Genomic DNA, 21,448 nt, shown 5'->3' with positions numbered 1-21,448 from the left:
TTCGAATTAAGCGTTAAAGCAGGCCGAAGCTGCAGGCCAGAGCCGGAGTGGAAGAAACAAGCCCGCATTATAGCGGCTCGCCCTGAGCCGCCGCGCGGCCGGGTGTTGCAAATAGACCAAAGGGCAGGAGGCCGGTTCCGGAGTGAGAGCGGGGAAGTGCGGCATTGGGCGCAAATTGCTGCAAATTGACGGGCATTCCTCAAGTTTCAGCGATTCCCGCCTGGCCGCGCAGACCGGAGAATCCGGGGTTTCCCTCCGCATGAGAACGGCATATGACAGGCTTACCCCACTTTTTCGGCCTCGGCACCCCGCGCCTGTGCGCAGGCCTCGACATCGCGACCGACCGTGTGCGGCTGGCGCTGCTGCGCCGTAGCGGCCGCCGCGCGCAGTTATTGAAGCTGACGCAGCGGCTCACCGGCGGAGTGATCTGCCGGGACGGACAGATCACCGACTTCGAGGCCTTGACCCTGATCTGCCGCTCCCTGCTGGATGAGGCCGGCTGCCAGGGTGCCGCCCTGGCGCTGGCGGTCCCGGTGCAAGGCCTCACCGGACGCCGACTCGTGCTGCCGGCTGACAGTCACCCGGTACAACGCTGGCGGCAAGTGCAATCCGAACTCGCGGCCCACGGCATCGCCGCTGACGATCACGCCATGGACTACCGTGAACTGGGTCCGCCGCCGGGCTCGCCCTCGGACCAGCAGGTACTGGCGGTGGCCGCCTCCCGGCTCATCATCGAAGACCGCCTGTCGCTGGCTGCAGCGGTGGGCCGGCCGCTGGTCACCCTGGCACCGGAAGACCTGTGCCTGGCCGCCTGGCTGCGCGACGACCGGCTTCCCGGCGAGACCGCCGTGCTGCGCCTGGATCGCAGCGCCCGCTGGCTGCTGCACGGCGAGGGTCCCAGCCACGCCTTGCCGGAGGTCAGCGCCCGCGGCGGGCACCTGGCCCTGCTGGCGCACGCCGCGCCCTTGCTGAAACCCCTGCCGCGTCGCCTGCTCCTGAGTGGCGACCATCCGGCTCTCGGCACGATTGCCCGCGCCTTCGTCAAGTACGCGGGGCTGGAGGCGCGGGTGGCCGCGCCTCCCTCCTCGCTGGTGCTGACGCCGCAGATCGCGGCGCTGATGCCGCCGGACTACCAGCTGGCACTGGCCCTGGCCTGGGAGGGACTGGCATGAGATGCGACATGGATTTCTCTCAGTCACCGGCACAGCGGCGGCGCACGCGGGAACGGAATTTCTATCGAGTGCTGGTCTTCTTCCTGCTGCTGGGCATCGCGCTGGCGGCCTTCCCCGGCTGGCGCGTTTCCTTGCACACGGCCTCACTGCAAAAAGCCAATGTGCTGTTGACCGGCGAGTTGCATACCCTGGCCCCCCAGGCCAGGCAAACGGCCGAGTTGCGCAGCCAGATCGCCGCGCTGGAAAAGCAGATCACGGCACACCAGCATCTCGGCAAACGCCGCCAGCAGTCGGCGCAATTGCTGCGGGCTGCCGCCCGAGCGGCGCAGGCAAGCGCGGGCAAGATCCGCCTGCACCGCCTGTTGCTGCAAGGCGATCGCGGCGAATTGCGCGGCCAGGCGGCCAGCGCGCAGGAAGTCCGCGACTTTACCGCCGCGCTGGGTGCTGCCGGCCTGGAGGGGGCCACCCTGCATGACCTGCACGTCGAAGACGGTGCCTATGCCTTCATCCTGGCCATCCCCCTGCCGGCCTTGCAGACGGGCACGTCCCCCGCGCCCGCCCCCGCAACCGCAACCGCAGCCAAGGTGGCCGCACCGTGAACCAGTCGCGCTGGCAGACCCATCCCGCGCACTGGCCGTTGCTGCCCCGGCTGGCCTTGTGTTTGCTGGCCCTGCTGGCGTGTGCAGGCAGTGGCCTGCTGCTGGCCGTGAGCGAACTGGATGAGGCACGGCGGTCCGCGCGCCAGCGACAGCAGGATCTGCGCGTGCAATACCAGGCGGCATTGACCCAGCAGGCGCAACTGCCTGCCCTGCAATCACGTGAACGGGCGCTGGCGGTACAACTGACCGCGCAGCAGAGCCAGTTGTGGCCGACCGATCAGCTGCAGCCGGAGCTGCTGCAAGCCAAGCTGGCCCGCCGCGCCAGTGAATGCGGGCTGACGCTGTCCTCCTTCAAGCCATTGAGCGGCAAGCTGGCCGCGGCCATCGTGCTGCGCGGCAGCCATGCCGGCCTGCTGCGCTTTGTGGAACTGGTCAGCAGCCTGCCCTTGCCTGTGATGGTCGAGCGGCTCGATGTCAATGTCGTCGAACAGGACGGGCAAAGCGAGTTGCAGATGAATGCCTCCGTGAGCGCACTGGTGACGGCGAGCCTGTCCGGCACCGGGACGAAGGAGAGCGCGCCATGAGCCCGCTCTGGCTGGCAGCGCTGCCGGTCTTGCTGGCGGGGCTGGTGATGGGCGCAATGATGGCGCTCGACCATCCCGATGAAGTCCACGCCACGCGGATGTGGATCACGCAGGTCCGGCCCTCTTCCACCCTGCCCCTTCCTGCTGCCGCCCTCTCCGACGCGGCGACGGAAGACAGCCTCCCCGGCGAGGACAGCGAGTTGCCCGATCCCTTCCAGCTCGGCGCGCTTGCGCCCGCCAGTCCGACGCGACCGGCCGCCTCACGGGTTCGCGCGCAAGATGAGGAGGATGAAGAAAACAGTCCAGTCCCGGCCGCCGCCCCGATTGCCCCGCTTCCGACGCCCGTCCTGCGCCTGCTGGGTACGCTGCGCCGTGACCAGGAGTGGATCGCCATCGCTGAACTGGAGGGCAGCACCAGGCAGTTGCAAACCGGGGATACGCTGCCTGGCGGCCTCGGCCGTGTCCTGGCGGTACGCGAAGACGCCCTCGACATCGGCCAGGACGACGCCGCTCGACAGACCATTGCCATGACCACCCTCCCCGCTGCCAGCCCGATGGCCATCGCTCCTGCGCGCAAGGTCCCGGCGCGAACTTCCCAGCGCAACACACGTCGCCGCCTGATCCGTCCCGGAATGTCGCCATGAAAATGATCCTGTTCCTGCTGGCCCTGCTGGCGAGCCACGCTGCCTTGGCGGAAAACCGCCTGCTGGCCATCCATCTCCATCCCCGTGCGGACGGTACGACCCTGGAACTGCAGTTGCAGGCACCCGTGGACCCTGCACTGGTCCAGAACTTCCTGTTGATCGAGCCGCCGCAGTTGGTCCTCGACCTGCCCCGGAGCACGGCTGCGGCAACACTTGCGCGGACCCTGAGCGGCAGCGGCCTGGTCAAGCGCATCCAGCTCGCCGAAGATGATGACCGCCTGCGCCTGCAGGTGCTGCTCAAGCACGCCGCCATCTATCAACTGCGCACCGAAGAAGAGCGCCTGCTGGTGGACCTGACGCTGCAGCCGCCCTCCGATCCCGTTGCGCTGCAAGCGATCGACTTGCGCCGCGGCCCACAGGGCGAGGCGCACCTGGCAGTGGACATGGGCAGCCACGCACATACCGTGCAGGTACGCCAGCTGGGCGGACGCCTGATCGCCGACATCACCGGTGCGACCGTCCCGCTGGCCCTGCGGCGGCTGGTCGAGACCGGACAGATGGGCACGCCGGTCCTGCAATACCGTGCTTACGGCCATCAGGACGGCGCACGCCTGGTCCTGGAGATGCAGGGCCAGTGGCGCTACCAGGCCTATCAGAGCAAACGCCGGCTGATGATCGATGTCCTGCCGGTCAAATCGGCTCTGACCGGGATTGCGGCGGCCGGCTTGCAGGAAGGCAAGACCTACGGCGGCCCCCGGCTGTCGCTGAACTTCCAGAACATCGAGGTGCGTACCGCCCTGCAAGTGCTGGCCGAGCACAGCGGCGTCAACATCGTGGCCAGCGATACGGTCACGGGCCAGCTGAGCCTGCGCCTGAAGGACCTGCCCTGGGAACAGGTGCTGGACCTGATCCTGCAGGCCCGGGGGCTGGAAATGCGCCGTCATGGCGAAGTGCTGTGGATCGCGCCGCGCGACGAGATGCTGGCGCGCGAGCGACTGGAGCTGGAGCAGAAGGCCATGATCGCCGACCTCGAACCCTTGCACGCCGAGAGCTTCCAGCTCAATTATCAGCGCGCCGACACCCTGCGCAAGGCGCTGGGCATCGGCGAAGACGGCAGCACCCAGGCCAATCGCCGCAATGCCCTGCTGTCGCGCCGTGGCAGCGCCATGATCGACAGCCACACCAACCAGTTGCTGGTCACCGACACGCTGGCCGTACTGGCCAATGTACGCAAGCTGATCGAGCGCATCGATGTGGCCTCGCGCCAGGTGCTCATCGAAGCCCGCATCGTCGAGGCCGACGACGGCTTTTCGCGCAATCTCGGCATCAAGCTGGGATTGGCCGCCACCACACGCGGTGCCGCCGTCGGCAACGGCTATGCGGCCATCGCTGAACAGAGTGGCCAGACGCCGGCCACACCCGATCTCACCCTGCGCGAACCGGCCCTGAACCTGCGCGCCGACGGCCTCAGCGGCGCAGCCCCGGGCAGCTTCGCCTTCACCCTCTTCAATGCCGCTGCCCGGCGCTTCCTCAACGTCGAACTCTCGGCACTGGAAGCCGACGGGCGCGGCAAGATCGTCTCCAGCCCGCGCCTGATCACGGCCGACCAGCAGGCTGCGCTAATCGAGCAGGGCGAAGAAATTCCCTACCAGCAATCTGCCGGCAATGGCAGCACCGCCACCGCCTTCAAGAAGGCCAACCTCAAGCTGGAGGTCACGCCCCAGATCACCCCGGACGGCAACGTGATCCTCGACGTGGACGTCAACAAGGACAGCCGGGGCAGCGTCACGCCGGGCGGGCTGGCCATCAACACCAAGCACATCAAGACCAAGGTCCAGGTCGAGGATGGCGGCACGGTGGTCATCGGCGGCATCTACACCCAGACCGACAACGACCACGAGACGCGGGTACCGCTGCTGGGCGACCTCCCGGTGCTGGGGGCGCTGTTTCGCAGCCAGAGCAAGGTGCGGGACAAGACCGAGCTGCTGATCTTCCTGACCCCGCGCATCGTCGCCGGGCCGCGCCCGTATTGAGCCGGAAGGCCCCGGCCACGGGATTTTTCCCCGGTGGCGGGCCAAAGAACGGTAAAATCGCTGTTCCAGGCCCGCTGCGCCGGGCGCAAGCCCGCCAGCGGCGGGCAACACAGCCGTCCACCGGGCGGCAGGCGACCGTGCCGGCAGACGTGCGGCGCCATGACATTGGCCAGTAGCGCAAAGCGCAGAATTCTTAGATATGACGGGAAGCATTTTCCTTGTCGGCCTGATGGGAGCCGGCAAGACCACCATAGGCCGGGCCCTGGCCAAAAAGCTGAACAAGCGCTTCGTCGATTCGGACCACGAGATCGAAGCGCGGACCGGTGCCACCATCCCGGTGATCTTCGAGATCGAGGGCGAGGAGAACTTCCGTCGCCGCGAAGCCGAGATCATCCGCGAGCTCGCAGCCCAGCCCGACATCGTGCTGGCCACCGGCGGCGGTGCCGTCCTGCGTGCCGAGAATCGCGAGAACCTCAAGAAGGGCGGCACCGTCGTCTACCTGCGCGCCAGCATCAACCAGATCCTGCAACGTACCGGCCGCGACAAGAACCGCCCGCTGCTGCAGACCGCCGATCCGCGCCGCAAGCTCGAAGAGCTGTCGCGCCAGCGCGATCCGCTGTATCGCGAAGTGGCCGATTTCGTCGTCGAGACCAACCGGCCCAATGTGCAATTCCTGGTGCAGACCATCATCAGCCATCTGGAACTCTCGCCCAAGCATGGTTCCTGGCTGGCCGAACCGGAACCTGACGAAACCGTCGTATTCGAGAGTCACAGCGCGGTCCTGACGCAAGGCGCGGACGGCAGCACCACGCTGTCCCGCAGTCATTCCACCCAGATCTTCCATGGTGCCGCCAGCACCGAACCGAATCTTCGCAGCATGAACCAGAACACCGCTCCCGCCGCTACCACGATCGCTTCGCTGACCCTCAACGTCGACCTGGGCGAACGCAGCTATCCCATCCACATCGGCCGCGGCCTGCTGGATGACGCCACGCTTTTGCCGCAATACGTCAAGGGCAAGCGCGTGGCCATCGTCACCAATGACAAGGTCGGTCCGCTCTACCTCGACAAGGTGGCGCAAGCGCTGCGCGCGGCAGGCAAGCAGGTCACCGAGATCGTGCTGCCCGATGGCGAGGAAGAGAAGAACTGGGCCAGCCTGATGAAGATCTTCGATCGTCTGCTGGCCGACAAGTGCGACCGCAAGACCACCCTCATCGCCCTGGGCGGCGGCGTGATCGGCGACCTGACCGGCTTTGCGGCCGCCTCCTACATGCGCGGCGTGCCCTTCGTGCAAGTGCCCACGACCTTGCTGTCGCAGGTGGATTCCTCGGTGGGCGGCAAGACCGGCATCAACCATCCGCTGGGCAAGAACATGATCGGCGCCTTCTACCAGCCGCAGGCCGTCATCGCCGATACCGCCACCCTGCACACCCTGCCCCCGCGCGAACTGGCGGCCGGCATTGCCGAAGTCATCAAGCACGGTGCCATCATCGATGCTCCCTTCTTCGACTGGATCGAAACCAATATGGCGCGCCTGGTCTCCAAGGATGACGCCGCCCTGGCCTATGCCATCCAGCGCTCCTGCGAGATCAAGGCCGAGGTGGTGCGCCAGGACGAACGCGAAGGCGGCCTGCGCGCCATCCTCAACTTCGGCCACACCTTCGGCCATGCGATCGAGAATGGCCTGGGCTACGGCCAGTGGCTGCATGGCGAGGCGGTCGGTTGCGGCATGGTGATGGCGGCCGATCTGTCGCAGCGCCTGGGCTACATCGATGCCGCCACGCGCGAACGGATCCGCGCCGTGACCGCCGCGGCCGGCCTGCCGACGGTGGCCCCGAACCTGGGCACCGAACGCTGGCTGGACCTGATGGAAGTGGACAAGAAGAACGAAGGCGGCGCGATCAAGTTCATCCTGATCAAGCCGCTGGGCAGTCCCCTGATTACCAACGCGCCGCAGGAACTGCTCTTGCAAACCCTGGCGGCCTGCACCGGAGAATGACATGCACACTGAAGCGCCCGACCATCTCGCCCCCTATGCCGCCCACTCGGCAAGTTCGCGAGGCCGGCGCTTCAGTGAAACGCCACCGGGCTCGCGCAGCGAATTCCAGCGCGACCGTGACCGCATCGTCCACTCCACCGCCTTCCGCCGTCTCGAATACAAGACGCAGGTCTTCGTCAATCATGAAGGCGACCTGTTCCGCACCCGCCTGACCCACAGCATCGAAGTCGCCCAGATCGCCCGCTCCTGCGCGCGCAACCTGCAACTGAACGAAGACTTGGTGGAAGCCATCTCGCTGGCCCACGACCTCGGCCACACGCCCTTCGGCCATGCCGGGCAGGACGAGCTCAACCACTGCATGAAGCATCACGGCGGCTTCGAACACAACCTGCAGAGCCTGCGCGTGGTCGATGAGCTGGAGCAGCACTACGCTGCCTTCGATGGCCTCAATCTCACCTTCGAGACGCGCGAAGGCATCCTCAAGCACTGCTCCCTGCACAATGCGCGCCAGCTGGGCGAGATCGGCGTGCGCTTCCTGGAAAAGAAGCAGCCCTCGCTGGAAGCGCAGCTGGCCAACCTGGCCGATGAGATCGCCTACAACAATCACGACATCGACGATGGCCTGCGCTCCGGCCTGTTGACCATGGAGCTGATGAGCGAAGTCGATTTCTTCGCACGCCATCTGCGCGAAGTCGAACAGACCTATCCCGGCATCACCGGACGCCGCGTCATCCATGAGACCGTGCGCCGCATGATCAATGCGCTCATCGTCGACCTGAACCAGACCTCGCGCAGCCGCATCGCCGAGATCGCCCCGCGCGACATCGAGGATGTGCGCAATGCGCCGCAGCTCATCGCCTTCTCCGATGCGATGGCAGCCGAAGCGGCCATCCTGAAAAAATTCCTGCGCGAGAAGCTCTACCGCCACTATCAGGTCAATCGCATGACGGCCAAGGCACGCCGCATCATCGCCGAGATGTTCGAGGCCTTCACCACGCAGCCCAGCCTGCTGCCGCCGGACTATCAGGTCAAGGGCATCACGGACGAAACCCAGCGTCTCGACAAGCAGGCGCGCAAAGTCGCCGACTACATCGCCGGCATGACCGATCGCTATGCCATTCGCGAGCATCGGCGCTTGTTCGTGATGGAGTGAGGATTGATGGAGCGGGTGCAACGCCCGCGTTGAACGCCGCGTATCGATACGCGGCGTTTTCATTCAGCGCATCCGTGCGCCCTCATTGTCGTGCTGCCAGCGCAATTTCATTACCTCACTGCAATTGAAATCCCGCTGCCGGTCTCTCGCGCACATTTCGTTACATTTTTTCTTGATCGCCTGCATCCCTTGCGGTCAGCCCGACGGCACGCACGGTATCGCCGCAAACCCGCTTCCAGCAAGGCTTTCCCAAAGATTGCGCGGGTGCAATGCAGGCCTGTCAACGAAGTCCCCCAGAAACTGACAGGTGTAAATTTCTGTCAATATCAAGTCCGCTTTGAACAGGCCGTTATGCAGGAATGGAGTGGATGCGCATGGTGCGCAGTTTCGCTTCCGTGGATCCGTCTCCCCCTCTGATGCCCGGATCCCCTTTCATTTTCAGGAGACCGTCATGGCTATCGGCAACACCAGCGGCGTGGACAACAAGTCCCTGCTGCCCGTCACCCCTTCTTCCACTTCGTCGACCTCTGCCGCAGCGTCAGACAACGACAAGCTGCCCGCCACCGCCGGCGACAGCAGCAGCGGCGACAAGATCGCCCAGGCCAAGCAAGCCAACCTGCTCACCGTGAGCGGCGCCAAGGCCCAGTTCAATCTCTCCATCGTGCAATCCTCGCTGGAGGTATCGCTGCAGACGCAGAACGATCCGCTGTCGCTGGTCTACAAGACCGCCATCGAGAACATCAACGATATCCTGCGTCCGCAGCTGGGCGACAACGCCATCCAGACCGCATCGACCCAGGACAATTCGCCGGAGGCAACGGCCGGCCGCATCGTCTCCTTCATCACCAACATGTTCGAGCTCTACAAGCAGAACAATCCGGACAAGGAAGACGCCAGCAACATTGACGACTACATGAACCTGATCTTCAAGGGTGTCGACCAGGGCTTCAAGGAAGCACGCGGCATCCTGGAGAGCCTGAACGTGCTGCAAGGCGATATCGCCAGCAACATCGACAAGACCTATGACCTGGTGCAGAAGGCGCTGGGCGACTTCATCAACAAGGTCAAGGGCGGCAAGCAGGAGGGTGAGGACGGATCGGGCAGCGAAGGCAATGCGGATGGCCAGGGCGGTACCCTGGTGGCCAGCGAGACGACTGTCAGTATTTCAGTGTCGGTGAGCCAGACGCGGATCAGCACCAGTGCGTAATCGCACCTTGCAGTCGCGCTGAGCTGCAAAAGCCAATTCGCAAAAACTAATAAAAAAGAGGCTGTCTCTCTTGGGAGACAGCCTCTTTTTACTTATTTTTCATGACATCGAAAGGCGTGAGAAAGACCGCCCTCGACATCACAAACCATCACAAACACACATCATCCACGCAACTTCGCAAAGGCCGCGGCCATCGCATTGTTGGCCGGTGCCTGCTCACGGCCGCGCTGGTTCTGGTGTTGCGACAAACGGCGCGAATCGGTACGGTCACCGCGCTGTTCATTGCGCGCACCCGGGGCCGGCGCGGTGTCGTTCAGGCGCATGGTCAGGGCGATGCGCTTGCGCTTCTCGTCCACTTCCAGCACCTTGACCTTGACCACCTGGCCGGCCTTGACCACGGTGTGCGGATCCTTCACATAGCTGTTGGACAGCGCCGAAATGTGGACCAGGCCATCCTGGTGCACGCCGATGTCGACGAAGGCACCGAAGGCCGCGACGTTGGTGACCACGCCTTCGAGGATCATGTCCACGCGCAGGTCCTTGATCTCTTCCACGCCTTCCTTGAAGGTCGCCGTGGTGAACTCGGGACGCGGGTCACGGCCTGGCTTGTCGAGTTCCTTCAGGATGTCGGTGACGGTGGGCACACCGAACTTCTCATCGGCATACTTGGCCGGCGACAGGCCCTTCAACAGCGAGGTCTGGCCCAGCACGCTCTTCACATCCTTCTTGATGTCGGCCAGGATCTTTTCCACCAAAGGATAGGATTCCGGGTGCACCGCCGAGGCATCCAGCGGGTTCTCACCATTCATCACGCGCAGGAAGCCGGCGGCTTGCTCGAAGGTCTTGTCGCCCAGGCGCGGCACCTCACGCAGCGCTGCGCGGGAATTGAACATACCCTTCATATCCCGGTAGGACACGATGCTCTGCGCCACGCTGGCGTTGAGCCCGGAGACGCGCGCCAGCAGCGGTGCGGAAGCGGTGTTCACATCGACCCCCACCGCGTTGACGCAGTCCTCGACCACGGCATCCAGCGAGCGCGCCAGTTGCGACTGGCTCACATCGTGCTGGTACTGGCCCACGCCGATGGACTTGGGATCGATCTTGACCAGCTCGGCCAGCGGGTCCTGCAGGCGGCGCGCAATCGAGACCGCGCCGCGCAGCGACACGTCCAGATCCGGCAATTCCTTGGAAGCGAATTCGGAGGCCGAATACACCGATGCGCCCGCTTCGGAGACCACGATCTTGGTGAGCTTGAGTTCGGGACGCAGTTTGATGAGGTCCTGGGCCAGCTTGTCAGTCTCACGCGAGGCGGTGCCGTTGCCAATCGAGATCAGCGAGACATTGTGCTTATCGGCCAGTTGCGAGAGGGTATGCAGCGAACCGTTCCAGTCATTGCGCGGCTGGTGAGGATAGATGGTATCGGTGGCGACGACCTTGCCGGTGGCGTCCACGATGGCGACCTTCACGCCGGTACGCAGGCCCGGATCCAGGCCCATGGTGGCACGCGGGCCGGCCGGTGCCGCCAGCAGCAGGTCCTTCAGGTTGCGGGCGAAGACGTTGATGGCTTCAGCCTCGGCCTTCTCGCGCAGGTTGGTCATCAGCTCGGTTTCGAGGTGCATGAAGACTTTCACGCGCCAGGCCCAGCGCACCGTGTCGGAGAGCCATTTGTCGGCCGGACGGCCCTTGTTGGACACACCGAAACGTGAAGCAATGCGACCTTCGCAGGGATTGTGCGGGGCATCCCACTTCGGCTTCTCTTCTTCGGTATCCAGGCGCAGGATGACGTTCAACATCTCTTCGCGGCGGCCACGGAACAGTGCCAGGGCGCGGTGCGAGGGAATGGTGGAATAGGTTTCGGAGTAATCGAAATAGTCGGCGAATTTTTCACCGGCATCCTGCTTGCCCTCGATCACCTTGGATTCGACCACGCCGTGCTCGGTGAGGTATTCGCGCAGGCTCTGCAGCAGCTCGGCATCTTCCGAGAAACGCTCCATGAGGATCTGGCGCGCGCCATCCAGGGCGGCCTTGGTATCGGGCACGCCGGGGTTGTCGCCGTTGTCGGTGGTGAAGGCGGGCTTGATGAACTTGGCCGCTTCTTCTTCCGGATTCAGGGCCGGGTCATTCAGGAGCGCATCGGCCAGCTCGGTCAGGCCGGCTTCGGCGGCGATCTGGGCCTTGGTGCGGCGCTTGGGCTTGTAGGGCAGGTAGAGGTCTTCCAGGCGGGTCTTGTCTTCCGCGTGGGTGATGGCATCCAGCAGCACGGGCGTCATCTTGCCCTGCTCTTCGATGGAGGCGATGATCGCGGCGCGGCGGCTTTCCAGCTCGCGCAGGTAACGCAGGCGCTCTTCCAGCAGACGCAGTTGGACATCGTCCAGGCCGCCGGTGACTTCCTTGCGGTAGCGGGCGATGAAGGGAACGGTGGCACCTTCGTCCAGCAAGGCGATGGCGGCAGCGACCTGAACCGGCTTGGCGGCGAGTTCGAGCGCGAGTCGTTGTTCGATAGAAGGCAGCATGGTGAAACCCAGTCAACAGTTGAGCAATTAAGCGGTTAAGCGTTTATGCAGTGAAGAAAAACAAGCGTTGGATGATACGCAATTCAGGCAGCCAAGCCAATCTTGACATTGTGCGATTGCACGCCAAAGTGCCTTGGCACGGGCCTCACCGGCCCCTGCCCGGCAACGCGCGGATTGGACGCGCAGCCGCAAAGCCGGGATAATCGGCGCTTTCGCATTGCGCGTTCTCGTCCTTTAGCACCATGTCCATCCGTCTCATCGTCGGTCTCGGCAACCCCGGCCCGGAATACGAACAAACCCGCCACAACGCCGGCTTCTGGCTGGTCGACAATCTCGCCGGTCCGGTGCGCCTAGCGCGCGAGCAGCGTTTCAACGCGCTGGCGGGCAAGACCAGCATCGCCGGCAATGAGGTCTGGCTGCTGGAACCGCAGACCTACATGAACCGGTCCGGCCAGTCGGTCGGTGCACTGGCGCGCTTCTACAAGATCAATCCGGATGAAGTGCTGGTGGTGCATGACGAACTGGACCTGCCGCCGGGCGCGGCCAAGATCAAGAAAGGCGGTTCCTCGGGCGGACACAACGGCTTGAAGGACATCACCGCTGCGCTGGGCACGCAAGACTACTGGCGCCTGCGCCTGGGCATCGGCCATCCGCGCACGCTGGGGCTGCAACAGCCGGTGGCCGACTTCGTGCTGCACCGGCCGCGCAAGGAAGAACAGGCGCTGATCAACGAGGCGCTGGACAAGAGCCTGAACGTCATCTCCCTGCTGGTGCAGGGCAAGTTCGAACAGGCCATGATGGAATTGCATACCGGGAAGTAATCCCCTGCCGGGGAAAAAACAAGGCAGATGAACGAAGGGCGCTCGACATGCGAGCGCCCTTTTTCTTTATCTGCTTACTTCAGCGAAGACAGTTTCTGTTCCAGTCCCTTGGCATCGACCGCGCCAGGAATGCGCGAGCCATCGGCAAAGAAGATGGTCGGCGTGCCGGTGACCTTGAGCTTCTTGCCCAGGGCCAGCACCTCTTCATGCGGGGCGTTGCAGGAGGCGGCAGCGGCCGGTACTTCCTTGCCGCTCACCATCCACTCGTTCCAGGCCTTGCTCGGATTGGGTGCGCACCAGATGTTGCGCGACTTCACGATGGAATCCGGCGAGAGGATGTTGTACTGGAAGGTGTAGTAGGTGATGTTGTCCACTTCCTGCAGAGTCTTGTGCAGGCGCTTGCAGTAGATGCAGTTGGGATCCTCGAAGATGGCGATCACGCGCTTGCCGTTGCCCTTGACGGTCTTGATGGCCTTGTCCAGCGGCAGGGCCGAGAACGGCGTCTGGTTCAGCGAATCGATCTTTTCCTTGGTGTAGTCGCGATAGGTCTGCGAATCGACCACGCGGCCGATGAAGAGATACTGGGCCTTGGCATCGGTGTAGATGACGTCGCCATCGATCTGGATTTCATAGAGACCGGCATAGGGCGTCTTGGTGACGGCATCGACCTTGGCATCCTTGCCCAGGCGCGGCTCGATGAGCTTCTTGATGGTGGCCTCGGTGCTGTCGGCGGCCTCGGCTTGCGCATGCGCGCTCACGCCCACGACGGTGGAAGCCAGCAGCACTGCCGCCATGCTCAGATGGCGCAAGGAGCTCGCACCTGCGGTCAAAAATTTTTTCATACTCGTCCTGATTCAAATCAAACGCGCGCCCAATCTTCGGAACGTCGGCCGCAAAGCCGCGCCGGGACTGGGTTCGCACATGTCTTTCAACAATGTAGGGGGAAGGTGTTGCGCTGGCGAAGACAGGCATCGTACCGCCGCGCTTCGCCAGAGGCCCTACCTTACCTGAAATCACCGTCCCTTACTGCCCCAGCGCATGGGCAATGAGGCGGCGTTTCAGGATGGGCAGATGGTTGACCAGGCTCATGCCGAGGTTGCGCACCAGGCGCACCGGCTCGGCCTCGGTGGAGAAGAGGCGATGCAGGCCGTCTGTGGCGATCTGCATCAGCAGCACTTCTTCCTTGCGGGCGCGGGCATAGCGGCGCAGCACGCGCTCGTCGCCGCAGTCGTACTGCGGTTCACGCTTGAGCAGGATGTCGATCAACGCGGCCACATCGCCGAAGCCCAGGTTCATGCCGTGGCCGGCCATGGGGTGCACGACGTGGGCGGCGTCGCCGATCAGGGCCACGCGCGGGGCGATCATCGCGTGCGGTTTGATCAGGCGCAGCGGGAAGGCCTTGGCCACTTCGGGCTGCAGCGGTGTGAGCGCGCCCAGCACTGGCGCGGCCCATTGGGCCAGGCGCTCGGCCAGGGCCGACAAGGGCAGCTGCAGCAATTGATCGGCCAGCGCCTGGGGTGCGGACCAGACCAGCGAGACGCGGTTGCCCGGCAGCGGCAGCAGGGCGATCACGCCTTCGATCGGGCTGAACCACTGGTAGGCCACGCCGCGATGGGGCAGCTCGCAGGAGAAATTGGTGACGATGGCGTTCTGGCCGTAGGCGCGGTAATCGAGGCCGATATCGCACTGGCCGCGCACCCAGGAATTGGCGCCGTCGGCACCGACCACCAGCGCGGCTGACAGCGACTGGCCGGATTCCAGCGTCAGGGTGGCGGTCTCACCGGCCACTGCCAGCTCGGTGGCGCGGCCGTGCAGCACGCGCACGTTGGAGGCGAAGCGCAGGGCCGCGTCGAGCGCCTGGTCGAGGTTGCGGTCCTCGACGATCCAGGCCAGGGCATCGGTGCGGGCGGCGTAGGCATCGAAGGAAAGCAGGCCGGGGCGGGCTTTCTCGGGCAGGCCATCGCCATGCACGGTCATGTTGTCCACCGGCGCGATGCGGGCGGCATCCATGGCGTCCCAGACGCGCACCGACGACAGCAGGCGATGCGCGGTGTGGTTGAGGGCGTAAACGCGCACGTCCCAGCTGGCGGGATCGGGCGCGGTGGTCGCGGGCGGGGGAGCCAGCAGGGTCACCTTGAAGCCCGCCTGGGCCAGCCCCAGCGCCGCCGTCTTGCCGACCGCGCCGTCGCCGACGATGCAAATGTCAGTGCCAGACGCAGCCGGCGAAGAAGTATGGGTGTGTGCTTGGGTAGTCATGCTGGCGATTATAAACGGGGTGGCGAAAACTATTTTTCAAAAAGGACTTGCATAATTTTTTAAAGTGTCTATACTTGTCCGTCTTGGCCTGGTAGCTCAGTTGGTAGAGCAGAGGATTGAAAATCCTTGTGTCGGTGGTTCGATTCCGCCCCGGGCCACCAAGTTATAGAAAACGCCAACCTTCGGGTTGGCGTTTTTCATTTCTGCGCCAACATTCTTTGGCCCATTCGGGTTTGCGCCTCTGATCCTCTTGCAACCCACATCCCTACCCATGCCGCTTGCAGCAAACTGATTGGTTATCGGCATAGCGTCCGGCAACTGAGTTACTCTTGGCATCGCCCCAAAGAACCAGCACAACTCACAAGATCGAGTTCTGCGACACTTGCTTGCCTCTTGGTGCAGGTCTTAGAACTCAGCAGTTAGCGCCCAGTCTGATCGCGGTTTGATGAGTAATCCCCCCCTCAACACGCGAAGACTAAATCATGGACAACACCTACAGCTTTGGCCTGCACACCAAACTTTCCCCTAACGAGCTGCTCTTCTACGTCTTCATCGATGAGACGTGCAAAGAGTTTGGCGTCGATGACGTCAGTGCTGCTGCCGCAGTTCTTGTCGGTCAAAATTGGATTCCGACCAGAGCCAAGCCTCGGGGCGCAACCAAAGGCACCTCGTTAGCCTCAATCATGGGGCGTAGATATCTCAACTACGATTTGAAGAGAAAGATTCTTCCAACTGTTACTAACAGAAGTATCAAGACGCTCAAAATTTTGATGACAGCCAATATCGGAAAATTTATTGGTCGTGCGGTACCCATGGTCGGGTGGGCGGTATTAGCCTATAACGTAGCGTCGATCACCAGCCGTTCTATCGCGAACTATAATCGCAGGGTCAAACCGGAAGACAGGGTCTTTTAATGCGGGACATTACTTGGGAAAGATTGGAAGCTTGGGTCCGCAAGGAAAACAGCACGAGTCCCAAAAAGCTGATCACTCGCGATACTCAGCTCTACAATGACTTGGATGTCGATGGTGAAGAAGCGGTTGATTTCATGGAGCACTTCTTTGAAGAATTCTCCATCGACTTCGGGGACTACAATTTTGATCACTATTTTGTCCCAGAAGGCTTCAGCCCACTTGAGATTTTCCTGCTGCTGATCTCGAAGAAAAAGCGGGCTTCCTACGACAGGCCACCAATCACCCTGGGTATGCTCTACCAGGCCGCCCTTGATGGCCGATGGGATTGCGCCCGCCTGGATTCACTGTCATCACTTTCACAGACTTGAATCGACACAACCCATCACGCCAGCTGATAACACAAAAACAGAAAAACAAAACCGAGCTGATCGCAACGTGCGCAACATCACGACCTCAGTTCAATTCCTCTCCCCCCCCATTGACGAACCGCACCTCCACCCGCCGGTTGCGTTCATCACTGGCTGCCAGCCCCGGCAGCGGTTGCGAATCCCCATACCCCGCCACGATCACGCGGCGCGCCGCTTCCGGCGCACTGCGTCCGATCAGCAGCAAGCGCGCTTCGCGGGCACGCGCCGCAGACAGCGTGAAGTTGTCATCGTAGACCGTGCAATATGCGCGCACATCAGTCACCGGGGCCTTCACCGGCTTGTCATCCGTATGGCCTTCCACATAGATGCGGCCCGCCGGATACTGCTGCAAATACTCCGCAATCCGCTCCTCGACCTGCGCAAACGCGGCCCGCGCTTCCGGCTCCACGCAAGCACTGCCGCGACGGAATGCCCCCTCTTTCAGCGTAATCTTCCCCGCCTCGGTATCGACCGCCACCAGGTTGGAAGCGCCCTGCTGCGCAAACACCGTCTGCACCTGGCGCAACACGACCGTCAATCCCGGCCCGTCGGATTCGCGCCGGGCCGTCGCCGGCGCGGCTGGCGGTGGCGCAGCCTCAGCCGCTGCAGGCGCCGGTGGGGTGGGTGCTGCAGCAGGCAAGGGGGCAGCCGGTGGCGGTGGCGGCGTGGAAGCGGCTGCCACCTGCGGTGCCTCCGCACGCAGCTGCGCAATCTCGGGACCACCCGCCCGGCTCACCGCCAGCAGGACGATCAATACCCCCGCCAGCGCCGCCATCAGCCCGGTGGCCGCGACCCATTCGTGATCGGATTGACTCATCACGGCCTCAGGATGAACGTCCGGACTGGCGCTGCAGCGCTTCCAGCCATTCGCCATGGCGCAGATGCGCGCGCTGTGCCTCGGCCTGTTGTGCCGCCAGCAGGGCTTGTCCGCTCTGCTTGATGGCGTCCACCAGACGCTGCTGTTCTTCTGCGTGTTGCACCGCCTGCGCTTGCGCAGCCGCAGTGGCCACGTCCTTGAGAATGCCGATGCTCCACGCCAGCCGCGCCTGCTCATGCCCGCGCAAGATCATCCAGGACTTCAGAATCAGAAACGCCAGCATGCTCCACGCGGCAATCTTGAACTTGCTGCCCAGCGCATCGATCACCGCTCCCAGCGCACCCGGTGCAGCCTGTGGTCCAAGCACGCCGGCCGTCGCCGTCAAGGCCAGGCCCAGGCCGATGAAGGTCCCCAGCAAACCCAGCATCAGGATCAAGCCAGGCATTGCGGCAGCCCAACGTTCCGGCGCAGTGGCCACGGCCTGGCTCAGTTCGTCCGGTGTGGTCGTCGCAGGCAGAGGCCCATGCTCACCGGTCAGCGCTTGCCGCCGTGCCTGCCACTGCGCAGGCCGGGCGCTGCGTGAAAGCAGCAGCGGCAGTGCGATCACCAGCAACAGCAACACCAGCGCAAACACCCACTGCAGGCCGCCATAGGCCGTGCCATCCCATTGCGGCAGCAGGAAACTCCACAGCGATTTATCCATGAACAGCCCCTGTCTGCATGACGAACCTTCCCATCCTTGCTCCCCCTCTTCTTTACATTGTCAGCGTCTTGTCACGACAGGAGATTATCAGAAAGACCACACTGAGGGACGAAAAGCCCCGCGCAGCCGACCGATGTAATGGTCCGGTCACAAGTTGTCAGCAAACTTTCAGTTCTTGACAACTTGCTACCAATTTCTTTGCACATGGCCCGCTCTTCTTTACCTATTCGCCTGCTTCCGCTGGCCCTGGCCCTGCAAGCCATCCATGCCCCTGCCCAAGCGGCCAACTACACGGTGGCCAACGGCACGACCGACACCAGCGCCAAGACCCTGACCAAGAACGGTGCCGATACCATCACCGTCAATGCCGGCGGCACCCTGGCTTCCGGCAGCGCGGCCACCATCCGCACCTCGCAGGACAACGACAACCTCAGCACCGTCACCATCAACAACGCCGGCACCATCGGTCAGAACAGTGGCCTGACAGCCATCAGCATCAACCACAAGAAGGTCAACCTGATCCTCAACAACGCCGCTGGCGGCGTCATCACCAGTTCCTCCAGCAGCGCCAAGACACCGACCATCCTGATCGGCAAGGGCAGCGATACCTTCTCCATCGTCAACCTCGGCACCATCTCGCAGACCGGCCCCACGCCCACCAATGCGGACAATGGCAAGAACTACGCCATCAATGCCAACGGCGACTACTCCACCGCCGGCAATACCATCGTCAACGGCTCGGCCAGCAACAGCAGCGCCACCATCAGTTCGTCGAGTTCGAGCGCGATCAAGATGGGCTCCAACATCCTGCTGACCAACTACGGGCGCATCTTCACCACCAGCCCGGTCAACACCTCCTGTCCGGATTACCTGTCGGCCTGTGCCAGCGGCTCGCCGCCGAAAGCGGCCGATGGCATCTCCATCGACGACGGCATCCGCAATGCGGTCATCGTCAACTACGGCAGCATCACCGGTGCGCGCCACGGCATCGATGGCGGTGATCCGGTGGCCGCCACACCAGACAGCAATCTCGCCAATGCCATCCAGCTCACGCCGCGCCTGAGCGCCACCGGCATCACCTTCGACGCCACCTATGCCGATGGCAGCACGCGCAGCAACGTGGCCATCAGCAACAACGTGGTGATCAACCAGGCCGGCGGCGTCATCACCGGCAACAACGGCTCGGGCGTGGGCTTCGACAGCCATGGCGTGGTCTTCAACTACGGCACCATCATCGGCAACTACGCCGGCAGCGGACGCGTGTATGACGTGCTCGGCAATGGCGCCACCACCAGCAATGGCGACGGCGACGGCGTCGATATCGACGGCACCGCCTACATCGAAAACTGGGGGACCATCCGTGGCAATGGCGCAGGCGGCCTCGATTCCACCGGCCAGCCAAACGGTGCCGATGGCATCGCCGCCGGCGGTGGCACCATCATCAACCACGCGGGCGCGGTGATCTATGGCGATGCCCACGGCATCCTCATCGACGATGGCAACGACTGGTCCAAGGACCCGAGCAATCCGCGCATCACCTACAACACCGGCAACACCACCGGACGCGGCACCGGCGGGACCAACGGTGTCAACGGTGCCAAGGCGTACATCGTCAACGACGGCAGCATCACCGGCAACAAGGGCATCGCCATCGGTCTGGTCGGCAATTACGATGACACGCTCATCAACAACGCCAGCGGCGTCATCACCGGCGGCGCCCAGGCCACGCTCACCGGCCAGGGTGGCAGCACCGTACCGGGCGCGGCGGTGCAGATGGGCGGCGGCAACGATACGCTGATCAACTACGGCCGCATCGAAGGCAAGAATGGTCTGGCCATCGACATGGGCGACGGCGACGATTCACTGCAACTGCTGGGTGGCACCGTGATCGGCACCATCAACGGCGGCGCAGGCATCGACACGCTCACCACCGGTGGCACGCAGACCTTTGCGGCCGGGGTGCTGTCGGGCTTTGAAAACTACGTCGTGCGCGACGGCGTCACACGCTTCAATTACGACCTCGGCACCGTCAGCAACATGACCGTCAACCAGGGGGCGATACTGCAGGTCAATGGCGCCTTCGGCACCAGCGGCAACCTCGCCATCAATGGCGTATTCCAGGCGGCGGAGGGTACGGCCACGCGCACCATCAACGTCGGCGGCAATCTCTCCGTGGGCAGCAACGGGACCCTGCAGGTGGCCGTGGCGGGACCGCAGGCCGATCGGATCAATGCAGCCGACAGCGCCACGCTGGCCAACGGTGCGACCCTGCAGCCGGTGGTCAAGACCTATGTCCCCAATACCGCACGCTGGACCATCCTCTCGGCCGCAAGCGGCCTGTCGGTCGATGTGTCGACGATCCAGCTGGCCGACACCGCCACGCTGGACTACGGTCTGCAAGTCTCGGGCAATGACCTGATCCTCACCGCCCAGCGTACCGCCAGCGTGAGCGACGTCAGCGGCAGCCCGCTGGGCCGCGCGCTCGACGCGCTCGGCAACAACAGCAGCAACGCCCAGGTGCAGAACCTGCTGGCCTCGCTGGATGCCTTGCCCACGGCCGCCGCCTATCGCAGCGCGGTGCGCCAGTTGCAACCGGAAACCAATCGCGCCAGCCAGCAGGCGGCGCAGATCTCCATGGGCAGCGTCTTCTCGGCCGTGGCCGGACGCGTGGACAGCGCACGTGGCGATGCGCCTGTGGCCAGCCAGGGTGGCAGCGGCGTGGCCACCGGCGAAGCCGCCGCACGCGGCCGTGTCTGGCTGCAAGGTCTCGGTGCCTGGGGCCGTCAGCAGGCCCGCGCCGGCGCTGATGGCTATGATGTCAGCGCCTACGGCATGGCCGCCGGCATGGAGACCGACCTCTCCGCCCGCGAAGTGGCCGGACTCACGCTCGGCTACACGCGTGCCGGCACGCGTGGCAGCGACAACGCCAGCGGCAATGACGTCAACGTCGATGCGGTGCATGTGGGCGGCTACGTTGGCCTGGACATGGATGGCTGGACGCTCGACGGCGCGCTCATGGTGGGCGGCAATCATTACGGCAGCCAGCGTGCCATCAGCTTCCTCGGCCAGACCGTCAGCGGCAGCTACAACGGCTGGCAGGTCGGTGCCCGCGTGGAAGCCGGCCTGCCCTTCGCCCTCAGCCAGCGCTGGTCGGGCCGCTGGCTGGCCGGCCTGCGCCTGTCGCACCTGAGCAATGAGGGCTACACCGAAAGCGGCAATGCGGCGCTGGCACAGAACGTGGAATCCAGCCGTGCCAATTCGGTACAGCCGACCCTGGGCGTGGAATTCAATCGCCTGAGCGACAACGGCGACCGCCTGCAACTGCGTGCACGCTACCTGCACGAGCTGGCGGGCAACCCGGATGTCACCGCCAGCTTCGTGGCCGGCGGCCCCAGCTTCACCACCGCCAGCACCGCACCCAATCGCGATGCCGTGCAACTGGGCGTGAGCTATCGCTTCAACGGGGCCCAGGGCAGCTATGGCACGCTCGGCTATGACGCCGAAGTCCGCGACCGCTCGCTGATGCATCAACTGACCGCACGTGTGGGCTGGCTGTTCTGATGCTGTCCTGCCCATGAAACAAGGCCCGCAGCTTGCGCTTGCGGGCCTTTTTCACTCCGGCGACA

General features: G+C 63.9%; 17 protein-coding genes and 1 tRNA gene. 13 read left to right on the top strand and 5 right to left on the bottom strand.

From position 1 onward, the window contains the following. Positions 1-272 precede the first annotated feature (272 nt). The 8 genes from pilM (at position 273) to ACWHXP_RS23930 (ending at position 9,391) form a co-directional block, all read left to right on the top strand. Complete coding sequence (gene pilM / locus ACWHXP_RS23965) at positions 273-1,172, top strand: type IV pilus biogenesis protein PilM (RefSeq protein ID WP_489634881.1); 900 nt, start codon at positions 273-275, stop codon at positions 1,170-1,172. Between the two features lie 8 nt (positions 1,173-1,180). Continuing rightward, a complete protein-coding gene (locus tag ACWHXP_RS23960) occupies positions 1,181-1,771 on the top strand; it encodes a pilus assembly protein (RefSeq protein ID WP_489634882.1) in 591 nt (196 codons plus the stop codon). Further along, positions 1,768-2,355 carry a type 4a pilus biogenesis protein PilO gene (locus ACWHXP_RS23955; protein WP_204727006.1) on the top strand — a complete coding sequence of 196 codons (588 nt, stop codon included), beginning with the start codon at positions 1,768-1,770 and terminating at the stop codon, positions 2,353-2,355. Before ACWHXP_RS23960 ends, ACWHXP_RS23955 begins: the two co-directional genes overlap by 4 nt. Beyond that, entirely contained in the window at positions 2,352-2,999 is a 648-nt protein-coding gene (locus ACWHXP_RS23950; protein WP_489634883.1) for a hypothetical protein, read from the top strand. The genes ACWHXP_RS23955 and ACWHXP_RS23950 overlap by 4 nt, the downstream gene beginning before the upstream one ends. Continuing rightward, positions 2,996-5,032: a type IV pilus secretin PilQ gene (locus ACWHXP_RS23945; RefSeq protein ID WP_489634884.1), complete on the top strand. Its 2,037-nt coding sequence runs from the start codon at positions 2,996-2,998 to the stop codon at positions 5,030-5,032. The genes ACWHXP_RS23950 and ACWHXP_RS23945 overlap by 4 nt, the downstream gene beginning before the upstream one ends. 199 nt (positions 5,033-5,231) lie before the next feature. Then, on the top strand, positions 5,232-7,031 hold the full coding sequence (gene aroKB / locus ACWHXP_RS23940) for a bifunctional shikimate kinase/3-dehydroquinate synthase AroKB (RefSeq protein ID WP_489623900.1): 1,800 nt from the start codon (positions 5,232-5,234) through the stop codon (positions 7,029-7,031). A 1-nt stretch (position 7,032) separates the two neighbouring features. After that, positions 7,033-8,184 carry a deoxyguanosinetriphosphate triphosphohydrolase gene (locus tag ACWHXP_RS23935; protein WP_489634885.1) on the top strand — a complete coding sequence of 384 codons (1,152 nt, stop codon included), beginning with the start codon at positions 7,033-7,035 and terminating at the stop codon, positions 8,182-8,184. Between the two features lie 451 nt (positions 8,185-8,635). After that, positions 8,636-9,391, top strand: coding sequence for a DUF5610 domain-containing protein (locus tag ACWHXP_RS23930; RefSeq protein ID WP_489634886.1), 756 nt, complete (start codon positions 8,636-8,638; stop codon positions 9,389-9,391). A 161-nt stretch (positions 9,392-9,552) separates the two neighbouring features. Here ACWHXP_RS23930 and ACWHXP_RS23925 read toward each other — a convergent pair whose 3' ends face one another. Continuing rightward, positions 9,553-11,904: a Tex family protein gene (locus ACWHXP_RS23925; RefSeq protein WP_489634887.1), complete on the bottom strand. Its 2,352-nt coding sequence runs from the start codon at positions 11,902-11,904 to the stop codon at positions 9,553-9,555. 242 nt (positions 11,905-12,146) lie between these two features. On the opposite strand from ACWHXP_RS23925, the gene pth reads away from it, so the two are divergent. After that, positions 12,147-12,725, top strand: a complete 579-nt coding sequence (pth, locus tag ACWHXP_RS23920) for an aminoacyl-tRNA hydrolase (protein ID WP_489623903.1) — start codon at positions 12,147-12,149, stop codon at positions 12,723-12,725. Positions 12,726-12,799: 74 nt separating this feature from the next. Here the strand turns inward: pth and ACWHXP_RS23915 are convergent, their stop codons facing one another. Together ACWHXP_RS23915 and ACWHXP_RS23910 are read right to left on the bottom strand one after the other, a co-directional pair. Then, entirely contained in the window at positions 12,800-13,567 is a 768-nt protein-coding gene (locus tag ACWHXP_RS23915) for a DsbC family protein (protein ID WP_489634888.1), read from the bottom strand. Positions 13,568-13,748: 181 nt separating this feature from the next. Next, positions 13,749-14,981, bottom strand: a complete 1,233-nt coding sequence (locus tag ACWHXP_RS23910) for a UbiH/UbiF family hydroxylase (protein WP_489634889.1) — start codon at positions 14,979-14,981, stop codon at positions 13,749-13,751. 85 nt (positions 14,982-15,066) lie between these two features. Between ACWHXP_RS23910 and ACWHXP_RS23905 the strand changes: the two genes are divergently transcribed. The 3 genes from ACWHXP_RS23905 (at position 15,067) to ACWHXP_RS23895 (ending at position 16,263) form a co-directional block, all read left to right on the top strand. Next, positions 15,067-15,142, top strand: a tRNA-Phe gene (locus ACWHXP_RS23905). 321 nt (positions 15,143-15,463) lie between these two features. Then, complete coding sequence (locus ACWHXP_RS23900; RefSeq protein ID WP_252696497.1) at positions 15,464-15,895, top strand: STM2901 family protein; 432 nt, start codon at positions 15,464-15,466, stop codon at positions 15,893-15,895. Beyond that, positions 15,895-16,263, top strand: coding sequence for a DUF1493 family protein (locus ACWHXP_RS23895; protein ID WP_489634890.1), 369 nt, complete (start codon positions 15,895-15,897; stop codon positions 16,261-16,263). The genes ACWHXP_RS23900 and ACWHXP_RS23895 overlap by 1 nt, the downstream gene beginning before the upstream one ends. An 85-nt stretch (positions 16,264-16,348) precedes the next feature. Here ACWHXP_RS23895 and ACWHXP_RS23890 read toward each other — a convergent pair whose 3' ends face one another. Further along, positions 16,349-17,119, bottom strand: a complete 771-nt coding sequence (locus tag ACWHXP_RS23890) for an OmpA/MotB family protein (RefSeq protein ID WP_489634891.1) — start codon at positions 17,117-17,119, stop codon at positions 16,349-16,351. Between the two features lie 7 nt (positions 17,120-17,126). Next, positions 17,127-17,822, bottom strand: a complete 696-nt coding sequence (locus ACWHXP_RS23885; RefSeq protein ID WP_489634892.1) for a hypothetical protein — start codon at positions 17,820-17,822, stop codon at positions 17,127-17,129. 204 nt (positions 17,823-18,026) lie between these two features. On the opposite strand from ACWHXP_RS23885, the gene ACWHXP_RS23880 reads away from it, so the two are divergent. Further along, positions 18,027-21,383, top strand: a complete 3,357-nt coding sequence (locus ACWHXP_RS23880; RefSeq protein WP_489634893.1) for an autotransporter outer membrane beta-barrel domain-containing protein — start codon at positions 18,027-18,029, stop codon at positions 21,381-21,383. Positions 21,384-21,448 lie beyond the last annotated feature (65 nt).

The sequence above is a fragment of the Herbaspirillum sp. Her2 genome (genome assembly GCF_057961375.1).
Note: the sequence above shows the minus strand (reverse complement) of the source record. Positions and strands in the feature narration are given on the sequence as shown.